Raw genomic sequence first — 20,622 nt, 5'->3', positions numbered from 1 at the left:
GGAGTGGTGGATCTGTTCATCGCTTCTTTGGGTGCCCTGACCTCCGAAGTGGAGCGGCTGGAGCGGCACCTGTCACCATCGGAGCGGCTGCGCAGCGAGCGTCTGATCGATCCTGCGAAACGGATCGGTTTTGCCGCCGGGCGTGGCTTTGTCAGGGAGACGCTGGGGCGTTACCTGCAGATCGAGCCGGAACGGATCGAGCTGGATAACGGTGAGTTCGGCAAGCCGTACCTTGCATGGGAAACAACATCCCCGTCGTTGCGATTCAACGTGTCGCACGCCGGGGATTTGCTTTTGCTGGCGGTGACGCTGGGGCGGGAAATCGGTGTCGACGTGGAAGCGGTGGGTCCGCAGCTGGAGTTTCGGGGGATGGCGGAGAGATATTTTTCGGCAGCGGAACGCGCGGAGCTATCCGCGCTGCCGGTGGCCGAGCAGTTGCCAGCGTTCTATCGCTGCTGGACCCGGAAAGAAGCGTATCTGAAGGGATTGGGGAGCGGCTTTTCGCGGCGTTCGGATGGCTTCGATGTGGGCCTCTCCGGTAAAGAGGCCCGGATTATTGCCGATCGGGATGCGCCGGAGGCAGCAAAAAGGTGGAGTCTCATCGACATCCCGGTTCCTGACGGATATGCGGCGGCACTGGCGTACCAAGGGGAAAAACCGAGCGTGCGGCTGGTTGGAGTGTAGGAGCGACATTTTTGTCGCGATTATCGGATGTTATTCGCGCCTGGAAAGGCGCTCCCACAGGGTAGGCCGCTGCCTTCCGTGTCGTCCCTCTCGTTCCCAAGGTCCACCTTGGGAACGCAATGTTGGGAACGCAATGTCTGGTAAAGCTCCCCCATGGTAAGAATTGAGAAGCTGGAGCTTCCTGAGCAGTGGGCCGTTCCCAAGCTGGAGCTTGGGAACGAGGATAAAAGGGCTAACTGATTTCCGCTTGGCAGTACTTGCAGCTCGGCTCGCGCCATTTGAGGAATTCGCCGCACTTGGGACATTTCCGGTACTGCCCCGGCACCTCTTTCACCGGCGACTGGAACAGGCACACCATCAGGGTCGGCGGAAAGCAGAAACAGAGCACCAGCCAGACCAGCCAGTTCCGCCCCTTGCTCCAAGCCTGGCGCGCACCGACTACCCCCGGCACCACAAAGAAAACCAGGACGAACAGGATCTCGAGGACCTTCTCGGACATCGTTTATTTCCTTTCTCTTTGCACTAGGTACGCGGTTCGGTACGGGTTATCATGCTGCGCAGGTCCAGGCCGAGCAGGTGGGCCGCCTCGTGCATGGCATTTTCATACCGGCTCCGAAAAGCTTCGAAACGCTCGTCCGGCTGCCCCGCCTCATCCCAAGGAAACCCGGTCCGGACCAAAAGAATCAGGATCTCTTCCATCTGGTCCCGCTTTTCCCGCAGATCATTGATTTCCTCAAGGGTTTCCACCAGGAGTTCCCGATCGGCCTTCCCCTCGCTCTCCAGGCATGCCTTCAGTCGTTCCGTCAGGTTTGACATGGTCCCCTCCTTTTTGGGTGCTGCATCCTACCAGCGGTCTCAGGCCGGGTCAATCGGGTTCTTTTATTTGCCAAAAAGCAATGAAGCATCTATCCTACATTGCTGATTCAAAATCCAATACAAAGAGGGCCTAATGAAGAAGATCGCATCACTCTCAACCACCGCACTGATCGCCGTCATGCTTTCCCTCCCGGTTCAGGCTGCCGATACGGCCGCCAAGGGATCGGCGACCAATACCGCGCCGGTCGCCGCTCCGACCGCTGCTGCCGCACCTAACGCCCCTGCTCCGGCCGTCCCTGCTCCGGGACCGGCAGCGTCTGCTCCGTCGACCGCCCCGGCCGGTGCCACGACCGCAACGAGCGCCGCGCCGGCGCTGCGTCTCAAAATCGGCTATGTCGATCTTGCCAAGGTCGGCGAGGAATCGAAGGAAGGCAAGACCGCCATCGTCCAGTTGAAGGCCAGATCGGAAAAGCTCCGCGCCAAGATCGAAGCGCGTCAAAAGTCGCTCGAGAAACAAAAGGCGGCCATCGAGGCGAAGATCGAAACCATGACTGCTAAGGAAAAGGCGGCGAAGTCAAAGGAGTTCCAGAAGAAGGTCGAGGAGTACCAGAAACTGGTGCGTTCCAGCGAAGAAGAGATGCGTAACATGCAGGATAAGTACACGGAAACGCTCTTCGAAAAGATAAAGGACATCGTGTCCCAGTATGCCGTCACCCACGGCTACGACGCGATTGTCGCCAAAAAGGAAGCACTTTACCTGAGCCCCGGGGTCGACACCAAGGACCTGACCGACGAGATTGTCGCGGAACTCGATAAGCGCAAGAAGACCAAATAGCTAAAAGCTGTTCCGGATTCCCACCTCTGCCGGGGCGCAGCCCACTGCGCCCCCCCTTTCACCCGCCTCACCTACCTGCCGCGTGCAGGATATCCCCAAAAGAAGTACCGCGCTGTTTACAGGGAGGTACTTATGCCCACCACCTCACGTTCTGTCATCAGCAATTCCACTGGAGGCCGGCTCGCAGGAATCTGCTGGCGTACCCTGAAGGGGTCGACAGCCTGCTTGGTGCTGGCCCTGCTCTTTTCGGCCGGCGCTCCGTCCACGGTTCATGCGGTGCTGGGAGAACCCCTCTCGTCCATTGCCAAGGACCGGAAGGCCCTCGCAGCGGTCCACAAAGGAACCACGATCAAGAAACGGTACACCGTGTATGAAGAGGTTTCGGACGCCACCTCGGTCCGCGAGTACGTCGACACGTCAGGGATCGTCTTCGCCGTGGCCTGGAACGGCCTGGCCCACCCGGACCTCAACCAGCTCCTCGGCACGTATGCCCCCGAGTTCAAGAAGACCAAGAACACTCTTCCCCGGACCCGTGGGCAGCGTCAGCTGCGGGTAACCGGAAGCAACGTGGTGGTGGAGACCTGGGGACTGATGCGCAACCTGCAGGGACGAGCTTATCTGCCGGCCCTGATGCCACAGGGGGTGACCGCCGATGAGATCAAATAACCTGTTCGTTACCATCTTTCTGATCGTTTTCCTGGCAGCCTGCGGTGGAGGCGGCGGTGGCGGAGGTGGCGGAGGAACTCAGCCCCAGTTGGTGTCCATCACGATTACGCCAGCCATATCGTCCCTCCCACTCGGCACGACCCAGCAATTTGTCGCCACCGGCACCTACTCGGACAACTCGACCAAAAACATCACCTCCTCCGTTACCTGGACCTCCACCGGAGCGACATCTCAAAGCATCACCTCCTCAGGCCTTCTCACCGCGACCGCCACCGGAACGATTACCATCACCGCAACGCTCGGATCGATCGCCGGAACCCGCGTCCTCACCGTAACCTCGGTAGCAGCCAATGTTGTCCCGATCACCGTCAACGGTTCCCTCTGCTCAGCCGCCACCTCGGGCAACTACTTCAATAAACCGTGCGTAAGCCTCGTTATCTGCACCCCGGGAACTTCCACCTGCACCACGCTTACCGACGTGCTGGTGGACACCGGCAGCATTGGGTTGCGTGTCTTTCGAAGTGCGCTGGGAGCAGTGGTGCCGACGCCGGTATCCAGCGGCAACGGCAACTTGGCAGAATGCGTGCAGTTTGCCGATCTGTCTTCACTGTGGGGACCGGTCCAGATTGCCGACGTCGTGCTGGGGACGGAACCGGCGGTCCAGATTCCGATCCAGGTCATCGACGCGAGTTTTGGCAATCGGGCCGGCTTGACGACCTGCCAAACCCCGGAGGCGACGCCGGTCGCAGCCGGCTTCACCGCGATCCTCGGAGTCGGCTTGTTCCCGCAGGATTGCGGCACCGGCTGCGCGAGCAAGGAGCTGAACGGCCTGTATTTCAGCTGCACCAGTTCCTCCTGCACCGGTGTGACGGTGGCGCAGGCAGGCCAGGTCCAAAATCCGGTGGCAAGCCTGCCTCAGGACAACAACGGGGTACTGGTGAGCCTGCCCAGCGTGCCGCTTGGCGGGTTGCCGTCCCTGAACGGAAATCTGATCCTCGGTATCGGCACGCAGCCCAACAACGCCCCCTCCAGCGTGACCACGTTCCCGGCAAGCGCCAATGCGGTCTTTACCACCACCTTCAACGGCCTGACCTTCTCCGACAGCTTCATCGACACGGGCTCCAACGGGATCTTCTTCGGCAACAGCACGAACACCGGGCTGCCCCTTTGTTCCCCCAGCACGAGCTGGTACTGTCCACCGAACCCGGTATCGCTCACCGCGACCACGGTGGGAGCAACCGGTGCGCCCAGCCAGGCGATCCCCTTCACCATCGGCAACTTCAACAGCCTACTGGCAACGGGAAACAACGTCTTCGAGGAGATCGGCGGGCCGGCACCGTCCGGGACGTTCGACTGGGGATTGCCGTTTTTCTATGGACGGCCGATTTTCGTCGGCATCTCGGGAAGAACCACCCCGATCGGGACCGGGCCGTTCTGGGCATATTGAGGTCATGAATGGGGGAGCGCCTTTCCAGGCGCGATTGGCGATGGTCAGTCGCGCCCAAAATGGCGCTCCCACAGTCTGCTTGTCCCTCAAAGGATCATCGTGGGTTGCGTCGAACGCCTTCATCGGGAAACGCAACGTTTGCCATCACCGGGAAATGTCGCGTTTCGTTCCTCAACGCGACCTACGAAAAGGGTGGCAATCTCAGTGTGAGGTCGCTAAGATGATCCATGTTACCCATGTTATGACTTCAGGAGGTACCGGATCTTGCTCTACAAAGCACTTCTTATCGCCACGCTTTTGATAGCAACACCCCACCTGGCCCTTACCGCATCGGAACACCCGCACGCCTCAGCCCCTGAGAAAGCGCCGCAACCAGAAAAGGAAGCCCCCCCTGCCAGACCGACAAGGACTTCGGTAACCAAACATACCGTTGCCATCGGCGGGAAATCCTTTTCCTACACCGCAACCGCCGCCGAGATGCCTTTGCAAAACGAAGCGGGAGAGCCGGAGGCGCGGATCTTCTACACCGCCTACACCGTCACCCCCGCGCCCGGCGCGCCCCCCCGCCCTCTCCTCTTCGTCTTCAACGGCGGCCCCGGTGCGGCATCGGTCTGGCTCCATCTCGGGGCGCTCGGGCCGCGCCGCGTCGAGATGCTTGCCGACGGCCGGATGCCCAAGCCTCCCTTCCACCTGGTGGACAACGACTGGTCCTGGCTCGATCTCGGCGATCTCGTCTTCATCGATCCGGTGGGAACCGGGTACAGCCGTGCGGCAAAGCCGGAGTCGGCCAAGAGCTACGCCTCGGTGCGCGGGGACATCGACTCGGTAGGAAAGTTCATCCGCCTCTACCTCACCCTCAACAACCGATGGGACGCACCGCTCTTTCTGGTCGGCGAAAGCTACGGGACCTTCCGGGCGGCGGGGCTGTCCGAGCACCTTCTGGAAGAAGGGATCGCCCCCAGCGGCATCGTCCTCATCTCGACCGTCCTCAACATGCAGACGCTCCGCTTCGACAACGGAAACGAGCTCCCTTACCAGCTCTTCCTCCCGAGCTACACCGCCACCGCCTGGTATCACGGCAAGCTGGCGCCGGAGTTGCTGCAGGACCTGAACCGGACCCTCGCCGAGGTCGAGCAATGGGCCTCGACCGATTACCTCGTGGCGCTGAACCGGGGCGACCGGCTCTCCCCGGGCGAGCGGCACGCGGTGGCCGAAAAGCTCTCCCGTTACACCGGGCTCTCCACAAAGTTCATCGAGGAGAGAAATCTCCGCATCGATGCACGCAACTTCGTGCGGGAGCTCCTTGCCGACCGCTCCCAGGTGGCCGGTTACATGGATACCCGGTTCACCGCGGAAAACGTCGACCCGGCGGCCCCCTCGGGGTTCGACCCGACGGTCGCCAACATCCGTCCGCCGTTCACGGCAACCTTTCTGGATTACGTGAGGAAAGAACTGAAGTTCGAGTCGGAGCTTGAGTACTACACCTTGGGCGGGGGGATACCTTCGTGGGACTGGGATTCGAAAAACAGCTATGCAGACACCAGCGACAACCTGCGCAACAGCATGGCGAAGAACCCGTACCTGAAGGTGTTCGTGGCCTCGGGAGTGTTCGACCTCGCCACGCCGCACCTCGCCAGCGAGTACACGATGAGCCATCTCGGACTGACCGACCGGCTCAAGGGGAACATCACCCAGAAACGCTACAACGCCGGACACATGATGTATCTGGAAAAAGGATCGCTGGCTAAGCTGAAGGAGGATGTGAAGGAGTTCTTCGGCAATGTGACAATGAAACAATCAGGGCAGGACGCCAGAAGGAAGGAGTGAATCGCTAAATCGTTACTTCAATAGCTCCTCATCCATAAACCGGGCAGCATGGACGATGGTTACGATGGAGACCGTCTCGGCTGCGGGATCATGTCGGAAGATAATACGGTAAGAACCACAGATTAGCTCGTGGTGGGGAAGTTGAGGTAATTCTGGCAACGGCCGCCCCGATTCAGGAAACAGAATCAAACGTTCCGCAGCGGCTATTACTTTTTGTACTTGGACTTTTGCATAAAACGGAGAGTCTGCTGCGATGAAATCGTAGATATTTTCAAGATCAGTGACTGCTTTTTCAGTCCAGATCAGTCGCGCCATTTCTGCGATAGCCGTTCAACCGCATCCGCATGAGAGACAACTTTGCCAGAGACGATATCAGCCTCGCCTGCTTCGATCTTTTGAAGGAGATAAACCCGATGCATTACCTCATCGGCATCAACAACGTCGGGCATATCTGCTAAAAACGCCTGTAACTCGCTCTTTTTAATGTTCATTTTTGATTCACCTCATGTTCAGGACATACGTAGTATAGAAGGATTTCTCAGCGGCGACAATTGCAAATTCACCTCCTGAGGAGGGCGGGCTGTCAATGGAACTTCCAGCCGTTCAGTTCGTTCAGAATGCGTTGAATGAAGCCTTTGCGCTCTTGGACGATGTATTTGAAATTGGTCCGGGCGCGATGTCTTTTCGCCCCGACTACGACGGGGCGTGGACCATTGCGGAGCATTTGGAGCATGTCTCGCTGGTGAACCATTTTTTGCTGCTCACCATTGGCAAGGGGTGTCGGACGGCACTGAAACGGGCGCAGTTGCACCAGCCGCCTCCGGAGGAGTCAGACCTGGCGATCCTGGATCCGGTGGCCCGGCCCGAGGCCTTTGAATGGCCGCCGCCGGCGCACATGATACCTTCGGGGATGGTGGAACTCTCGGAGACTAAGTCACTGCTGCGCCAGCAGAAAGAGCGTTGCCTGGAGCTTTTGTACGGCATGCCGAACGGCGAGGGGCGCCTCTACAACATCCGCATGTCGGTCAACAACCTGGGACGACTGGACATGTACCAGTGGATCTACTTTTTGATCCAGCATGCCAGGTACCATCTGGTGTTGATTGAGAGACGCAAGGAAGAGTTCCGGCTCCGCAATCAGGGTCCTCAAATATAAAAGGCGTTTCCCGAGTTCGGGAATCGCTTTTTATATTGCAGCGTGGAAGCTGGAGCTTCCGGGGAGGTCACGTTCTCAAGGTGGACCTTGGGAACGAAGTTAAACGTCTGGTAACTGATGAAAGGTGAATTTTACTGTGGGAGCACGGCCTGCGACGGACAGGATGTGAGGATGGGGTTTCGTCATAAAGATCGCAACCAGAATGTCGCTCCTACGCCATCCCCAACCCTCACGGATCAGATAGCTTCCGCAACCACCTCGGCAATATCCTTCACCCGCACCGTCGTCCCGTCGATCGCCTTCAACCCGTCTTCGAACATGGTCATGCAGAACGGGCAGCTGACGCAGACGGTGGAGGCGTTGGTCGCCACGGCTTCCTTCACCCGGTTCACGTTGATCGGGGTCCCTTCATGCTCTTCGAGCCACATCCTCCCGCCGCCGGCGCCGCAACAGAAGGCATTCTCCCCCTTCCTTCCGAACTCTACCGGTGCCGCACCGGTTGCCTGACGAATAACCTCACGCGGCGCATCAAAAACGCCGTTGTGCCTGCCCAGATAGCAGGAATCGTGCACTACGACCCGCTCTTCGCCAGTTGATTGCACCGGCTTGAGCTTCCCTTGCTTCATCAGGTCGTCGATCAGCTCGCTGTGGTGCACCACCTGCAGTTCCAGACCGTACTGGCGGAAGTCGTTTTTCAGCGTGTTGAAGCAGTGCGGGCACTGGGTGATGACCTTCTGCACCCCTTTGGACTGGAACTGCTGCACGCTCTCCAGCGCCATCTTTTCGAACAGGTACTCGTTCCCGAGCCGCCGCACGCTCTCCCCGCAGCACTTCTCCTCTTTCCCCAAGACGCCATAGGATACGCCGGCCGCATCCAATACCTTGGTCAGGGCCACCGTAACCTGTTTGCTGCGGGCGTCGAACGCCCCGGCGCAGCCGACGAAGAGAAGATATTCGGCCTGTCCCTGTTCGAACGGCATGACATCCAGGTTGGCGCTCCACTTGCTCCGCTCGGACGGTGCCATCCCCCAGGGGTTGGAGCGCTGTTCCATGTTCTCGAAGAGGTTGAGCAGTTCTTCCGGGAATTTCGCCTCCATCTCCACCAGGTGGCGCCGCATCTTGACCACCTTCGGGAGGTGTTCGATGAAGACCGGGCAGGCCTCCATGCAGGCGCCGCAGGAGGTGCAGTTCCAAAGGGCTTCCTCCTTCACCCGCTCCTCCCCGGTACCGATCAGGGAACCGGCGGTGCCGGTACGGGAGTTAGCGGCCAGCAGGTTCATCTTGATGGAATGAACCAGGAGCCTCGGGTTCAACGCCTTGCCCGTCGCAACGCCGGGGCAGGAATCCTGGCAGCGGCCGCACTCGGTGCAGGAGAAGGAATCCAGAAGGTCCTTCCAGCTCAGTTTCTCCACGCTGTCGGCACCGAAAACGCCATAGGGAACAAATTCCTCCCGGGGCTGGGTATTCGGCTTTTCGATGCTCCGGAAGAAGACATTGGGGATCGCGGTCAGGATATGCATGTGCTTGCTGTAAGGGAGGAAGTTCATGAAGCTCAGCAGCGCCACCGCGTGAATCCACCAGGCAAACGCTGCCACCGTGGCGAGATGGGTTCCCATCCCGGCACTCAAAAGTATCTTCGCCGTCATCAGGGAAACCGGGGCGTACAACCCCGCTGGCTGGCTTCCCAGCGCGATCTCGGCACCGTGCATGACAAAGTAGGCAACCATGAGCACGGCAATCATGGAAAGAATGAAATAGGCCTCGACGGTCCGGGCTTCTTCAAAGGGGGGACTGACCGCGCGGCGGAGCGCCGCCACGCCTACCGCGACCAAGGCGGCCAGCGAGCAGATATCGAAGCTGAACAGAAGCAGCAGGTAAAGGGGGCCGGGAAGATTGGCAAAGCTGAGCGATGGCACCATTTTCTGGACCAGGAACTCTCCGTTGGCCAGGACCAGAACCAGGAACGCCCAGAAGATCACCACGTGGTTCAGGCCGAAGACCCGCTTCATCACCCGTTTCTGCCCGATGGCGTACACGAGGGTGTCGGCAATCCGCTGGAATGGGCGATCCATCCGGCCGGTCCAAGTCCCCATCGTTACCAGGCTGAGCCTGCGGTAACAGCTGAAGGCGAAGAAGATAAGAGACAGCGTCAGGATCACGGGAAAGACGATCTGCATAACAACTCCTTTTTTTACACCCTCTCCCTCCGGGAGAGGGTCGGGGTGAGGGGATCCTGCGGGAGATGGAGGCTTCCCTCAACCGGCCTCCGGCCAACCTCTCCCAGAGGGAGGGTTGCTAGGTGGAGGAAAGCCGCCCCTACCCATTCGCCCGGCGATTCTGGCGTCGTTAGGCTTAGGTAACTGTAGGAGCGGCTTTCCAGCCGCGATTGCCGGTTCAATGTTTCGGCAATGGCGTAAGCGGGATCAGTGCGCCCGCGCCCGTTTCATCTCCCTGAGCTTGGAGGTCAGTGCCGGCACCACCTGGAACAGGTCACCGACGATCCCGAAGGTCGCCACCTCGAAGATCGGGGCCTCGCGGTCCCGGTTGATGGCGATGATGACGTCGGAGTCCTGCATCCCGACCAGGTGCTGGATCGCCCCGGAAATGCCGCAGGCAATGTATATCTTCGGGCGAACCGTCTTGCCGGTCTGCCCCACCTGGCGCTCGGGAGGAAGCCACCCCGCGTCGACCGCGCTGCGGGAGCCGCCGACCACGCCGCCGACCTCCTCGGCCAGCTCTTCCAAGAGGTAGAAGTTCTCCTTGGCCATGAGTCCGCGGCCGCCGGAGACGATGAATTCCGCGCCGGCCACGTCGACCTTGTCCTTGCCCCCCTTGTCCTTGATGATCTCCAGCACCCGGGTGAAGATATCGGCTTCGTTGAGCGGCAGGGTCTCGACGATCACCTTGCCCGGCTTGAGCTCTTTTCTCTCGGGAAGCGGCATGACATGCGGCCGGACCGTCGCCATCTGGGGGCGGCATCTCTCGCAGAGGATGGTGGCCATGATGTTGCCGCCGAAGGCGGGACGGGTCTGCATGAGGTTGCGTCGGGCGTCGATGTCGAGTCCGGTGCAGTCCGCGGTCAATCCGGTTTTGACACGGGTCGCCACCGCCCCGGCAAGATCGCGCCCCATGCCGGTCGCGCCCATCAGGACGATCTCGGGGCGGTACTTCTCGATCAGGTAGCACATCGCCTCCAGGTAGGCCTCGGTGCGGTAGCGGGCGTAGACCTCCTGGTCGATGATGTAGACCTGGTCGGCGCCGTAACGGAAAGCCTCGTCGGCCAGATGACCTACATCATGGCCGATGATGACGGCGCTTAAAGGGACGCCCAGGGTGTCGGCGAGCCCGCGGCCGGAACCGGAAAGCTCCCACGATACGCGGGCCGGTTCACCTTCGGTCTGTTCGATGAAGACCCAGACGCCGGAATAGGAGGCAATCAGCCGCTGCCGCTCCAGTTCTTCCTCGTCGACTTCCGGCTCCGCCGGCCCCGACAGGGTCGCCAGGATGGCCTGCTCCTCGGGGGTGAAAACGATTTCCAGGGCGCTTCCCGGGCAGGCCTTGACGCACTTCACGCAGCCGATGCATTTTTCCTCGAGGACGATCGGCTCCCCCTGTTCGGACATATCGATGCAGTTGACCGGGCAGGTGCTCTGGCAGCGGGCGCCGCAAGCAATGCATTTGCCGGCTATCAGGCGGGCCCGCCCCCGCGGTTTTTTCACCTTGGTTTGTTTTTCCATGGATTGAGTCCTTTTTCTTATCTCAACAGTAGCGAATACATTCGTTTCAGGCGTCGCAAGCCCTTTTTGCTCTGGAAAAGGGGGAACGGGGGGGATTTGCCTCTATCAATTGCAGACCGGAAAGGCAAAGCCTCCTAAATCCCCCTTTTCGAAGGGGGACTTCAAACCGCCAACTTGATTCATGATTGACTCACACCGCCAGCAGGTCCCCGCCAATGAGCCGGTCCAGCAGCAGGTGCGCCGCGCCGATCGGATCCCCCATGCCGTCGCCGAGGATCTCCCCTTTGGTCCGCTCCGGCGAGAAGATCCGGCTCACGCAGGTCGGGGACCCTTTCAGGCCAACGGTGGCGGTATCGAGCTTCAACTCGCTGTTGCCCCACACCTCGAGTTCCCCGTTCACCGAACGCAGCCGCATCGGCACCGTCGGGTAACGGGGACGGTTCAGCTCCCGCACCACGGTGATCATCGCCGGAAGCCGCGCCTCGACGATCTCGTAGCGCCCCTCCAGCTTGCGCCGCACCCGGATCGTTTTCGCCTCGGTGTCGATGGCGAGGATTCGGTCCACCAGGGTGAGCTGGGAGAAACCGAGCCGCACCGCGATCCCCGGCCCCACCTGGGCAGTGTCTCCGTCGATGGTCTGCTTGCCGCAGAAGACGATGCCGATCTCGTCGCTCTCGCTCAGTTTCTTGATCGCCGCGGAGAGAACGTTACTGGTGGAAAGGGTGTCGGCGCCGCCGAAGACGCGGTCGGAGAGAAGGACAGCCCGGTCTACGCCCAGGGCAATTGCCTTTCTCAAGGTAGCTTCCGCGTTGGGCGGTCCCATGGAAAGGGCCACCGCCTTGAAGCCGTGGCTGTCCTTGAGCCGAAGACTCTCCTCCAGGGCATGGGCGTCGTAGGGATTGATGATGAAGGGGATGCCGTCCCGGATGAGGGTGTTGGTAACCGGGTCGATCTGGACTTGCGTGGTGTCGGGAACCTGTTTTATGCAGGCAATCGCCAACATGGTGAGACCTCCTTTTGAATGCAAACGTCATGACTTTATTCGTGTCGACCCATTCCATCTTCCCACTCCCAGAGGGAGAGGGTGCCCGAAGGGCGGGTGAGGGAAGGTACTTCGGGCAACGCCCCCTCACCCCGCCCCTCTCCCAGAGGGAGAGGGAGGTTACGGCTTCACAGGAGAGGGGCACCGCAGAAGGGCGCTCTGCTACACCTCATCCCATGCTTCCCATGCTCGCCAGGGCGAAGATCGTTTCCGGGCGGTACTCCGGCTCCGCACCCAGGTACATGAGGAGGTTCGTCCCCCGCACCTCGAAGCCCTTCTCCTGCAACAGGTGGGCAGCCGTGTGATTGCGGGCCGGTACGTCGAGGAACACCTGCTCCCTCCCCTCCCCGATCGCCTGGTCCAGCAACGGCCCGGCCTGGGGACCGACCAGGCATCCCCAAGGGCCCACCTGGATTCCGTTCTTCCAGCTCTGACAGCAGAGATATCCGGCCGAGGTGGTAAAGAGCGTGCCCCGGTTCAGACTCAGCTTGAGGATCAAATCCCTCTTGTCCCCCCAGCCGACCCGGTCGATTTCGCGCATCGCCAGAAAGTCGGAGCCGCCGCATCGCTGCGCGCCGTTCATCCCGCCGAGTCCGCCCCAGCGCCGAATGGTGTCGATCTCGACGAAACCGAGCTTCCGGTAGAGACCGGCACCGTCGGCCGACGCCGTCAGCCAGACGGTTTCGGCCCCGTCCTTGAGCAGCGTCGCCACCGCCTGCTCCATGAGAACCCTGCCGATCCCTTTGCGCCGGAACTTTGCCGGGACCAGCAGGTTCCCGATCCAACCACTGGCGCCGTACCGGACCGAGGTCACGTAGCCGGCGCTCTCGCCGTTCTCCCGCCAGACGAAACATCCCTGCGGGTACTTGTGCAGCAGGAAGTCGAACTCCCAGCGGTCGCAGAGCCATCCCTCCTCCGTGGCCAGCGCCAGGAAGGGCACAATCTCGTCGGTGGTGAAGGGCGCGATTCCCATATCAGGCCGGAAGACGCAGCGGTTCCAGGTCCTGCCCGATGAGCCCGATCGCGTCGGCCCGGCACTGCTTGCAGTGTTTGAACTGGCCGATGGTCTTTTCGTTTTCCCGGCGCAAGGCGTCGAGTTTCTCGGCGGAGGGGGGCTCGACGTGGGCGAAATCGGCCTGCGGAATGAGCGGCATGATGTTCATGACGAAGGCCCCGAGCTCGCGTACTTTCTGGGAAATCTTCGGGATCTCGTCCTCGTTGACCCCCGGGATGCAGACGGTATTGATCTTGATGGTCAACCCCAGCTCGGCTGCCAGGCGAATCCCTTCGAGCTGATTGGCGACCAGAAGCGCCGCCCCCTCCTCGCCGCGCAAGGTGCGCCCATCGTAGCGGACGTGGCTGTAAATCTTCGCGCCCACCTTCGGATCGAGGGCGTTCAGGGTGACGGTGAGGCTGTGCAGCCCGATGTCGGCGAGGGTCGCCATCTTGTCGGGGAGAAGCAGGCCGTTGGTGCTCAGGCACTTGATCAGTTCGGGAAACTCGCCGTCGATCAGGCGGAAGGTCTCGAAGGTCTCCTCGTTGAAGAGCGGGTCGCCGGGTCCCGCGATGCCGATCACCTTCACCATCGGCCCGGTGATCGGGTTGGCCATGACTTCTCTTACCCGGATGATCGCGTCGGCCGGAGTCAGCACGCGGCTGGTAACGCCGGGACGCGACTCGTTGGCGCAGTCATGCTTACGAGTGCAGTAACCGCACTTGATATTGCATTTGGGGGCGACGGCGAGGTGCATTCTGCCGTTTTTATGGTGGTTCCCGCCGAAGCAGGGATGACCCTGAATTTTTTCGAATCCTTTGCATGCAGTTGCCATGATTGACTCCTTTCTGCCCTGCGGCAGTTCAGCTTGATGGTTCAGCGCCGTTGATGTCCATTCGCTCGTCCGTAGCCGGTGGACACCCCATCGGGGCTGCGCCGTTTCCGAAACGAAAAAAGCCCGCCGGGAACCATATCCCGTCGGGCTTCATTGCCTGTCACGTCGATACAACGATGTATCTAGCTTGTTCGAATTCTCTGCAAGGAGCGATGTATCCGTTACCCACCCCTACAGCAGGTTGCGTGCCAGCTTCTCATTATTGACGTAAATGGCTGACAAACTGTGGCGTTAGCCTGTTTCGCCCGATCCGGTTCCCGGAGGTGGCTGCTTTGTATACTGAACCGGCGATTATTTTTTGTGCAGTTTCCGGCGGCACTCGGTTTCAAACCGGCCCAAATCCGGCCTCCACGTAAAGGAGTGCTTATTGCATCGGCAAAAGCCATGGACCACGACTTCTCACCACAGGACATAATCTCCCGGGCCCGGGCCGCCTTCGTCGGCCTGGCGATCGGCGATGCGCTCGGCGCGCCGGTGGAATTCATGACCCGCGGGGAGATCAAGACCAAGTACGGCGTCTTGAAGGAGATGGTCGGGGGCGGCTGGCTGCGCCTCAAGCCGGGCCAGGTGACCGACGATACCGAGATGTCGCTCTGTATTGCACGCGGCATCGTCGGCGCCGGTACCTGGTCGCTGGAGGCGATCGCGGGGAACCTGGCTGCCTGGTTGAAAGGCAAACCCATCGACGTCGGCGACACCTGCCGGCGCGGGGTCCGGAACTTCATGCTGCGGGGGATCCTCGAAACCCCTCCCAACGAGTGGGACGGCGGCAATGGCGCCGCAATGCGTACCCTCCCGGTGGCGCTTTACACCCTCGGCGACGAGGAACTGCTCCGAAACTACTCGGTGCAGCAGGCCCATATCACCCACAACCACGCCCTTTCCGACGCGGCCACCGTTCACTTCGGAAAGCTCATCCACCTTGCCCTGACCGGTCGGTCGCTGTCGGGGCTGCGCCGTGAGACTGAGGATTTCATCGCTCGTTTCCCGAACTTTGGCTTTGATCCCTACAAGGGACTGGCTACGGGGTATGTGGTGGACACCATGCAGACGGTCTTCCACTGCTTTTTCCGGACCAGATCTTTTGAGGCTTGTGTGATCGAGACGGTGAACCAGGGAGGGGATGCCGACACGACCGGAGCCATAGCCGGCGCACTGGCGGGGGCGTACTATGGGGAGAAAGAGATCCCCCAGCGCTGGCGGAAGAAGTTGGATAAGAAGGTGCTGGCGGAGATAGAAGAATTGGCGGAGCGGCTGGTGGTGACAGCGATGGAACGGTGAGTGTCCACTTCCCACCCTTGAGCGAGGGAGGACTTCAGACCCTGCCTTAGATCGTGCAGGCGACCTTCCTTACCCGGTAATCGCCGCCGATCACCAGGCACTCCCCCTCTCCTTTCAGGATCGAGGTCGGCAACAGTTCGGAAAAGAAGAAGATCTTTTCCAGCGGCACCTCGACTTTCCATACGATGAAACCGAACTCCCAGGCCCGCTCCTCGTCGGTGGTAAAGGAGTTCAGGTTGTTCAGCCGTACGATCTCTTCCCTCTTCGACACCACCTCAAGCACATCGTGTTCGCTTCTCTCAAACGTCCCACGATACAGCGTCAGCGTCTTCCGGTCGGGATATCTCTTTTGGAGCTCGTACTGACAGTACTCGTACAGTAAATCCAGTTGCGAGTTGATCGCGGAAGTCCGTGCGCTCCCCTTGGTCCGGTCCACGGCGTACTTCATGTACTGTTCGCTGTGGGAGTCGGGTATGCGTTCGTTGTGAAACGTCGGCGGCAGCCCGATCCGGCTTTCCACCCAACCTTTCAGTACCGCCCCCTCAACGGAATTGGAATCCATCATCCAGCCGCGCAGAAAACGCAGGTAGCTGTTCTTCAAGCTTTTGCGCGCGGTCGGCGTCTGGTCCTGCCATTGGTGCAGTTGGAATTTGACGGACATGTAGCCGTCGAAGATCTCGGCGCGCTCCACTGCTGAAGCAATCGAGTCGAGCCGGTCGAAGAGAAAACGGTTGGCGAGACGCACCCCCTGGATATGCAGGGGCTGCGGGTTGTCGTTGAAATGACGGGATGCGATGACCCACGGAGGGAGGTTGCATTGATTGAACGAATTCTCCATGGATCACCTCATTGTGATGGGCATACCGTCTTTGGCTTTTCTCCCTTTCGGGATCAAATCACTTTCACCAGGGCCTGCAGCACCGACTTGATCTCGCCTTCGACGGCGAAGGCCTGGACGCCGATACGAGCCAGCTCGATCTGGGGAGCTTCCCCGATCATGGCGCAAACGACCGCCTGGCAGTCTCTCAAGACGTCGGCGGTGCCTTGCAGCGTGTGCGAACGCATCGGGTGGTCCGGATCGAAGGTGCAGTACCGCTCGACGGCGCGCTCGTCGACCAGGCGGACCCGCTCTTCTTCAACGTCGTAGATCAGAAAGCGCTCGGCATGGCCGAAGTGTTGATTCACTTCCTTTCCATCTTTGGTCGCAACGGCAAAAAGCATGGTGCACCTCCTTTTAAAGCTCACCGCAGAGGACGCTGAGGAACGCGGAGGAAAACTTTGGGAATTCTGTTAGTTCACGCCCCCTCCCGTGGCGGGAGGGGGCTTTATGTTCTGCAGGGACGGTTTAGGCGACTACCGGCTCGAAAGTGAAGCACTTCTTGGAGCAGGTCCGGCCGCAGGCCTGGCAACCGATGCAGTTGCCCGGATTCTCTACTTTCATGAACATCTTGGCGGAGTCATCCTCGTCAACTTCCTCGAAGTTGAGAACGTCATGAGCGCAGACCTTGAAGCAACGCCCGCAACCGATGCAGGTCTCGTCGTCGATGGATTTGATGAACTGCGGGGTCCACTCGTGTTTGTCCTTGGTCAAGCCGGTAATGTAAGCCATTGTGTCACCTCTTTTGTTCAGCTGAAGCTGATGTAGTTGGGGCGCAAGCGCCGGTTATTCTGAGGGATTGCTTCGGTGGGAGCGCCCTTCCGGGCGCGATTTATCGTCGGAAACCGTACTGTAGGAGCGACATTCTTGTCGCGATCGACGATGGTAATCGCGACAGAAATGTCGCTCCTACAAAATCTGCCCCAAACCCGGGTGAGATGCCCTCAGCCGCTAGTCTTCCAGAAAGGAGGGGGTGTTCCCTTTGTTCAGTGCCTTTCTCAGCCACGGCGGCGGGTTCCCCTGGAGAACCTCCTGGAGCCTCGCCACCGCGTCGCTCACCGGAACCGGCTCGTTGGTCTTCATCGGGTGGATCTTCTTTGCCACCAGCTTCGCCGCAGCCGGCCCGCCGATCCGGACCGTGTAGACGATGGCGCAGTCGGCAATCGCCTCGGCCTTCGACATGATCCGGTCCTCCTCGTCCGAGTCGTTGTCCTCGACGGCAATCGTCTTGAGGTACTCGGCCTTGTCCGCCTCGACTTCCCAAACCGTGAAAGCTGAGGTCATGCCGAAATGCTGGTCGATCATTTCCCCGGTGCTGCTGGTAAACGCGATTTTCATGTTGAACTCCTTTTGCCGCTTAGGTCTTCTGGGCTCTTACCTTTTCCGCCCTTCCCCTTGCGGGGGCGCGGCCGATAGCGCGAACTTGTGACGCTTGGGGGTTGGGGGAAGGTGCCATAGCTTCCGTCGTCATTGTTTCTTCCGCTGATGCGCCGGCGAAATTCCTGGCAGCTCCCCCCTCACCCCAACCCTCTCCCGAAGGGAGAGGGAGCCCTGTCGTCAGATGTCGAAAATGCCTCGGTTCAATGCAACATCCACTTTAGTTGTGCGCCAGCTTCTGCGCTTCCTTCGCGTTGGACTGGAAGATGTTGGCCAGCTCGAAGATCAGGTTCATCGTTCCCTGGTAGCCGACCCACATTTTCTGGTGCGACCCGAGGCGGTCGAAGACCGGCATCCCGGTGCGCAGGTGCGACTTGATGCCCAGCCGGTTGGCGGCCTGGCGCCCGTTGGAATTGGCCACCAAAAGGTCCGCTCCCCCTGCCGTCTGCTCCAGATCCTCCAGGTCGCCGACGAACAGGTTCGCGACCGGGAGCCGGTCCAGTCCCCGGGTCCGGGTCGCGGCAATCGCCACCTGGATGTCGCACCCAAGGCCGGCGAGGAAGTTGGTCATCCCTTTCAAATGGTCCGCCTCCAGGGCGATGGCAACTTTCTTCAAGCCGAACTGGTAATGGCAGTCGACCATGGCGTCCATGAGCCGGCTTCTCCAGCGCCGGTACTTCTCGGGAACCGCCGTGCCGGAGACCGCGCTCAGCGTGGTCATCAGCGCATCGTTCTCAGCGAGGCCGGTAATCGAGGTGAAGCCGTAGGCGGGGATGCCGAACTTGCTCTTCAGGATGTTCGCGGCATCACCCAGGGAATCGCCGAAATACAGGGTTGCCACGCTGCGCCCGGCGAGCTTGATCCGCTCGACCGGGATGCCGCCCACGGAAAGGGCGGAAACCGTGGCATCGATGTGCCCGTCCAGGGCGTTGGATATGTCCGGAATCACCACCGGATCCAGCCCGAAAGCCTGGCAGGTCTCGGCGATCTGCTCCACCTCGGCCGGGGTGAGCTGGCACCCGGGAAGGATGTTCACCTGCCCGGGGATCTTCTCGCCGCCTTCGGGCACGCCGACGATGATCGCCTCGACGGCGGCGGCGTACCCTTCCTGCATCGAACCGCAGTAGTCCGGGGTCGAGGCGTGGATCACCGGGACACTGTCATGCTCGGGGTTTTCCTTCCGGAAGTGCACGATGGCGCTTCTTACGTCGTCCCCCATGGTCTCGGTGAGCCCGCTGGTCATAACACCAACCACCGTCGGGTGGAACTTCTCGATGACCCGCTTGATCCCCTGCTTCAGGTTCTCCCAGCCGCCGAAGATCGCGGTCTCCTCGCTCATGCTGGTGGAGTTGAGGGCGATCGATTCTTTGAAGTGCCGCGAGAGCTGCAGCCGGATGAAGGTCGAACACCCCTGGGCACCGTGCAAGAGCCCGAGCATCCCGTCGATCCCGAGGTACGCCAGGGTCGCCCCGAGCGCCGGGGAGTTCTTCTGGGGATTGACCGTCGCGTTCTTGGTCGAGACCTTCACCCGCGAGCCCTTCATATCTTCCGCGTTGAGCCGCTCCGCATGACCGGCGACCAGCGCGAGCAGCTCGTCGCGCTCCGCATCCGCCAGCTCCCAGGGAGCCTGGCCGTTCAGCACCGGCCAGATCGGGTTGTTGACGGTGAGATCGAGCTGCTTGGCGAAGGTGACCATCCCCTCGTAGCCCGCATAGGGATGGGACCGGCCATGGTTGATATCAAGGAACGGGGTCTTGGTCTTGAGCGCGAGGAACTTGGTCTTGCCGCCGGCGACGATCAGGTCGGGCATCTTCTCGTACATGACCGAAAGGAGCCCGGCGGTGCTGGTGTCGGCGATGATGGAGGCGTCTTCGTGCATGAGCGCCTTCATCCGGTAGAAGTCCTCGAGCGTTGAATTCTGGGTCCCGGCGGCGAGGATCTCGACGCCGAGTTCGGCCAGGGCGTTGACCATGGACCAGGTCTTGACCCCGCCGGTGAAAAGGACCGCCCGCTTGCCGACCAGCCGCGCCCGGTACGGCGCCAGCCGCTCCCGGTATTTCAGCTCGCTCTCCGAGATCAGGCGTTCCACCCGGTCCTGCATGACCCGTTTTTCCAGGCCGTTCACCCGGTCGTCCAGCTCGCGGGCGATGTCGCGCAGCGCCTTGGCCACGTCGGTCATCCCGTAGAAGGATTCCTCCAGGTACGGGATGCCGTAATTCTTCTGCATCTTCTTGGCGAGATTGGTGAGGCTCTTGGAGCAGACGATGACGTTGAGCTTGGCCCGGTGGGCGTAGCGCAGCTCCTCGAACTTGGCGTCGCCGCTGATGCAGGAAAGTACCCTGATGCCGACCTTTTCGAACAGCGGGAGCATCCCCCAGAGGTCGCCCGCGATGTTGTACTCGCCGATCAGATTGATGTCGTAGTCGGTGGTGAACGGGGGCTCAGCCGTCCCGATCACGTATTTGAAGAGGGTCTCGCCGGCCAGCCGGTTGCCGATGTTCTTGTCGCCGATGAAGCCGGGGGTGTTCACCGGGATCACCGGGACGGAGACCTTCTCCTGGGCCGCCTTGCAGACCGCCTCGATGTCGTCGCCGGTCATCGAGGTGACGCAGGTGGCGTAGACGAAGATTGCCTTCGCCTCGGGATAACGTGCTGCCAGTTCCTGGATTGCCTTGTAAAGCTTCTTCTCGCCGCCGAAGACGACGTCGTTTTGCAGCATTTCGGTGGTGAAACCGCGCCGGAAGAGCTGGGAGTCGCTGGAGCGTGCGCCCCGGTTGTCCCAGGAGTTGCCGGCACAGGCGATCGGCCCATGGACCAGGTGAATGACGTCCGTGATCGGCATCAGGACCACGCGCGCGCCGTCGTAGGCGCAGCTTCTTTCGGTCCCCTCGCCGGGCTCGGACTTCTTGCAGAACTTGGGAGCCCCCGCGTCGTGAGTTTCACAATCTGTAGTGTCGTACCAATCCGGTTTTGCCATGAGCTCCTCTC

Annotated in this window: 21 protein-coding genes; 7 read left to right on the top strand and 14 right to left on the bottom strand. The window is 60.7% G+C overall.

The window, feature by feature from the left end; all coding sequences use genetic code 11:
* Positions 1 to 6 precede the first annotated feature (6 nt).
* Positions 7 to 684 (top strand): 4'-phosphopantetheinyl transferase family protein, encoded by a 678-nt coding sequence (locus JFN93_RS16290; RefSeq protein ID WP_328754165.1) that lies wholly within the window; start codon positions 7 to 9, stop codon positions 682 to 684.
* A 232-nt stretch (positions 685 to 916) separates the two neighbouring features.
* Here the strand turns inward: JFN93_RS16290 and JFN93_RS16285 are convergent, their stop codons facing one another.
* Complete coding sequence (locus JFN93_RS16285; RefSeq protein ID WP_199385158.1) at positions 917 to 1,183, bottom strand: hypothetical protein; 267 nt, start codon at positions 1,181 to 1,183, stop codon at positions 917 to 919.
* Between the two features lie 23 nt (positions 1,184 to 1,206).
* Positions 1,207 to 1,500: a hypothetical protein gene (locus tag JFN93_RS16280; RefSeq protein ID WP_199385157.1), complete on the bottom strand. Its 294-nt coding sequence runs from the start codon at positions 1,498 to 1,500 to the stop codon at positions 1,207 to 1,209.
* A gap of 133 nt (positions 1,501 to 1,633) precedes the next feature.
* Here JFN93_RS16280 and JFN93_RS16275 point away from each other — a divergent pair, with 133 nt between their 5' ends.
* The 4 genes from JFN93_RS16275 (at position 1,634) to JFN93_RS16260 (ending at position 6,275) form a co-directional block, all read left to right on the top strand.
* Positions 1,634 to 2,335, top strand: coding sequence for an OmpH family outer membrane protein (locus JFN93_RS16275; protein WP_236021772.1), 702 nt, complete (start codon positions 1,634 to 1,636; stop codon positions 2,333 to 2,335).
* 132 nt (positions 2,336 to 2,467) lie between these two features.
* Entirely contained in the window at positions 2,468 to 3,001 is a 534-nt protein-coding gene (locus JFN93_RS16270) for a DUF2844 domain-containing protein (RefSeq protein ID WP_199385156.1), read from the top strand.
* Complete coding sequence (locus JFN93_RS16265) at positions 2,988 to 4,448, top strand: DUF3443 family protein (RefSeq protein WP_199385155.1); 1,461 nt, start codon at positions 2,988 to 2,990, stop codon at positions 4,446 to 4,448. Before JFN93_RS16270 ends, JFN93_RS16265 begins: the two co-directional genes overlap by 14 nt.
* A gap of 264 nt (positions 4,449 to 4,712) precedes the next feature.
* On the top strand, positions 4,713 to 6,275 hold the full coding sequence (locus JFN93_RS16260; RefSeq protein ID WP_199385154.1) for a S10 family peptidase: 1,563 nt from the start codon (positions 4,713 to 4,715) through the stop codon (positions 6,273 to 6,275).
* A 12-nt stretch (positions 6,276 to 6,287) separates the two neighbouring features.
* Here the strand turns inward: JFN93_RS16260 and JFN93_RS16255 are convergent, their stop codons facing one another.
* Together JFN93_RS16255 and JFN93_RS16250 are read right to left on the bottom strand one after the other, a co-directional pair.
* The gene (locus tag JFN93_RS16255) at positions 6,288 to 6,590 is read right to left on the bottom strand and encodes a type II toxin-antitoxin system RelE/ParE family toxin (protein WP_199385153.1); all 303 of its coding nucleotides are present in this window, start codon (positions 6,588 to 6,590) and stop codon (positions 6,288 to 6,290) included.
* Positions 6,578 to 6,766 (bottom strand): hypothetical protein, encoded by a 189-nt coding sequence (locus tag JFN93_RS16250; protein WP_199385152.1) that lies wholly within the window; start codon positions 6,764 to 6,766, stop codon positions 6,578 to 6,580. Before JFN93_RS16250 ends, JFN93_RS16255 begins: the two co-directional genes overlap by 13 nt.
* A gap of 95 nt (positions 6,767 to 6,861) precedes the next feature.
* Between JFN93_RS16250 and JFN93_RS16245 the strand changes: the two genes are divergently transcribed.
* Positions 6,862 to 7,431: a DinB family protein gene (locus JFN93_RS16245; RefSeq protein ID WP_199385151.1), complete on the top strand. Its 570-nt coding sequence runs from the start codon at positions 6,862 to 6,864 to the stop codon at positions 7,429 to 7,431.
* Positions 7,432 to 7,667: 236 nt separating this feature from the next.
* Here the strand turns inward: JFN93_RS16245 and JFN93_RS16240 are convergent, their stop codons facing one another.
* The 5 genes from JFN93_RS16240 to JFN93_RS16220 all read right to left on the bottom strand — a co-directional run bounded on the left by JFN93_RS16240 (position 7,668) and on the right by JFN93_RS16220 (position 14,039).
* The gene (locus JFN93_RS16240; RefSeq protein ID WP_199385150.1) at positions 7,668 to 9,608 is read right to left on the bottom strand and encodes a (Fe-S)-binding protein; all 1,941 of its coding nucleotides are present in this window, start codon (positions 9,606 to 9,608) and stop codon (positions 7,668 to 7,670) included.
* Between the two features lie 246 nt (positions 9,609 to 9,854).
* Complete coding sequence (locus JFN93_RS16235; protein ID WP_199385149.1) at positions 9,855 to 11,168, bottom strand: electron transfer flavoprotein subunit alpha; 1,314 nt, start codon at positions 11,166 to 11,168, stop codon at positions 9,855 to 9,857.
* A 190-nt stretch (positions 11,169 to 11,358) separates the two neighbouring features.
* Positions 11,359 to 12,171 (bottom strand): electron transfer flavoprotein subunit beta/FixA family protein, encoded by an 813-nt coding sequence (locus JFN93_RS16230; protein WP_199385148.1) that lies wholly within the window; start codon positions 12,169 to 12,171, stop codon positions 11,359 to 11,361.
* 208 nt (positions 12,172 to 12,379) lie between these two features.
* Positions 12,380 to 13,183, bottom strand: coding sequence for a GNAT family N-acetyltransferase (locus tag JFN93_RS16225; RefSeq protein WP_199385147.1), 804 nt, complete (start codon positions 13,181 to 13,183; stop codon positions 12,380 to 12,382).
* A gap of 1 nt (position 13,184) precedes the next feature.
* Complete coding sequence (locus tag JFN93_RS16220) at positions 13,185 to 14,039, bottom strand: radical SAM protein (protein ID WP_199385146.1); 855 nt, start codon at positions 14,037 to 14,039, stop codon at positions 13,185 to 13,187.
* Positions 14,040 to 14,483: 444 nt separating this feature from the next.
* Between JFN93_RS16220 and draG the strand changes: the two genes are divergently transcribed.
* A complete protein-coding gene (gene draG, locus JFN93_RS16215) occupies positions 14,484 to 15,380 on the top strand; it encodes an ADP-ribosyl-[dinitrogen reductase] hydrolase (RefSeq protein WP_199385145.1) in 897 nt (298 codons plus the stop codon).
* 46 nt (positions 15,381 to 15,426) lie between these two features.
* Here draG and JFN93_RS16210 read toward each other — a convergent pair whose 3' ends face one another.
* The 5 genes from JFN93_RS16210 to JFN93_RS16190 all read right to left on the bottom strand — a co-directional run bounded on the left by JFN93_RS16210 (position 15,427) and on the right by JFN93_RS16190 (position 20,611).
* A complete protein-coding gene (locus JFN93_RS16210; RefSeq protein WP_199385144.1) occupies positions 15,427 to 16,218 on the bottom strand; it encodes an NAD(+)--dinitrogen-reductase ADP-D-ribosyltransferase in 792 nt (263 codons plus the stop codon).
* 53 nt (positions 16,219 to 16,271) lie between these two features.
* Positions 16,272 to 16,601 carry a NifB/NifX family molybdenum-iron cluster-binding protein gene (locus JFN93_RS16205; RefSeq protein ID WP_199385143.1) on the bottom strand — a complete coding sequence of 110 codons (330 nt, stop codon included), beginning with the start codon at positions 16,599 to 16,601 and terminating at the stop codon, positions 16,272 to 16,274.
* Positions 16,602 to 16,725: 124 nt separating this feature from the next.
* Positions 16,726 to 16,989 (bottom strand): ferredoxin III, nif-specific, encoded by a 264-nt coding sequence (gene fdxB, locus JFN93_RS16200; RefSeq protein ID WP_199385142.1) that lies wholly within the window; start codon positions 16,987 to 16,989, stop codon positions 16,726 to 16,728.
* Between the two features lie 219 nt (positions 16,990 to 17,208).
* Entirely contained in the window at positions 17,209 to 17,595 is a 387-nt protein-coding gene (gene nifX, locus JFN93_RS16195; RefSeq protein ID WP_199385141.1) for a nitrogen fixation protein NifX, read from the bottom strand.
* Between the two features lie 259 nt (positions 17,596 to 17,854).
* Positions 17,855 to 20,611, bottom strand: coding sequence for a bifunctional nitrogenase iron-molybdenum cofactor biosynthesis protein NifEN (locus tag JFN93_RS16190; RefSeq protein ID WP_199385140.1), 2,757 nt, complete (start codon positions 20,609 to 20,611; stop codon positions 17,855 to 17,857).
* Positions 20,612 to 20,622: the final 11 nt, after the last annotated feature.

The organism is Geomesophilobacter sediminis (assembly GCF_016458275.1).
GTDB lineage: Bacteria > Desulfobacterota > Desulfuromonadia > Geobacterales > Geobacteraceae > Geomesophilobacter > Geomesophilobacter sediminis.
The sequence above is the reverse complement of the archived record's forward strand: the minus strand, read 5'-3'. Positions and strand labels throughout refer to the sequence as shown.

Excerpts from the sequence above, each read along its gene's own strand:
- JFN93_RS16285 (WP_199385158.1), bottom strand. The coding sequence starts at position 1,183 with ATGTCCGAGAAGGTCCTCGAGATCCTGTTCGTCCTGGTTTTCTTTGTG.
- JFN93_RS16280 (WP_199385157.1), bottom strand. The coding sequence starts at position 1,500 with ATGTCAAACCTGACGGAACGACTGAAGGCATGCCTGGAGAGCGAGGGG.
- JFN93_RS16275 (WP_236021772.1), top strand. The coding sequence starts at position 1,634 with ATGAAGAAGATCGCATCACTCTCAACCACCGCACTGATCGCCGTCATG.
- JFN93_RS16270 (WP_199385156.1), top strand. The coding sequence starts at position 2,468 with ATGCCCACCACCTCACGTTCTGTCATCAGCAATTCCACTGGAGGCCGG.
- JFN93_RS16265 (WP_199385155.1), top strand. The coding sequence starts at position 2,988 with ATGAGATCAAATAACCTGTTCGTTACCATCTTTCTGATCGTTTTCCTG.
- JFN93_RS16255 (WP_199385153.1), bottom strand. The coding sequence starts at position 6,590 with ATGGCGCGACTGATCTGGACTGAAAAAGCAGTCACTGATCTTGAAAAT.
- JFN93_RS16250 (WP_199385152.1), bottom strand. The coding sequence starts at position 6,766 with ATGAACATTAAAAAGAGCGAGTTACAGGCGTTTTTAGCAGATATGCCC.
- JFN93_RS16245 (WP_199385151.1), top strand. The coding sequence starts at position 6,862 with ATGGAACTTCCAGCCGTTCAGTTCGTTCAGAATGCGTTGAATGAAGCC.
- JFN93_RS16240 (WP_199385150.1), bottom strand. The coding sequence starts at position 9,608 with ATGCAGATCGTCTTTCCCGTGATCCTGACGCTGTCTCTTATCTTCTTC.
- JFN93_RS16235 (WP_199385149.1), bottom strand. The coding sequence starts at position 11,168 with ATGGAAAAACAAACCAAGGTGAAAAAACCGCGGGGGCGGGCCCGCCTG.
- JFN93_RS16230 (WP_199385148.1), bottom strand. The coding sequence starts at position 12,171 with ATGTTGGCGATTGCCTGCATAAAACAGGTTCCCGACACCACGCAAGTC.
- JFN93_RS16225 (WP_199385147.1), bottom strand. The coding sequence starts at position 13,183 with ATGGGAATCGCGCCCTTCACCACCGACGAGATTGTGCCCTTCCTGGCG.
- JFN93_RS16220 (WP_199385146.1), bottom strand. The coding sequence starts at position 14,039 with ATGGCAACTGCATGCAAAGGATTCGAAAAAATTCAGGGTCATCCCTGC.
- draG (WP_199385145.1), top strand. The coding sequence starts at position 14,484 with ATGGACCACGACTTCTCACCACAGGACATAATCTCCCGGGCCCGGGCC.
- JFN93_RS16210 (WP_199385144.1), bottom strand. The coding sequence starts at position 16,218 with ATGGAGAATTCGTTCAATCAATGCAACCTCCCTCCGTGGGTCATCGCA.
- JFN93_RS16205 (WP_199385143.1), bottom strand. The coding sequence starts at position 16,601 with ATGCTTTTTGCCGTTGCGACCAAAGATGGAAAGGAAGTGAATCAACAC.
- fdxB (WP_199385142.1), bottom strand. The coding sequence starts at position 16,989 with ATGGCTTACATTACCGGCTTGACCAAGGACAAACACGAGTGGACCCCG.
- nifX (WP_199385141.1), bottom strand. The coding sequence starts at position 17,595 with ATGAAAATCGCGTTTACCAGCAGCACCGGGGAAATGATCGACCAGCAT.
- JFN93_RS16190 (WP_199385140.1), bottom strand. The coding sequence starts at position 20,611 with ATGGCAAAACCGGATTGGTACGACACTACAGATTGTGAAACTCACGAC.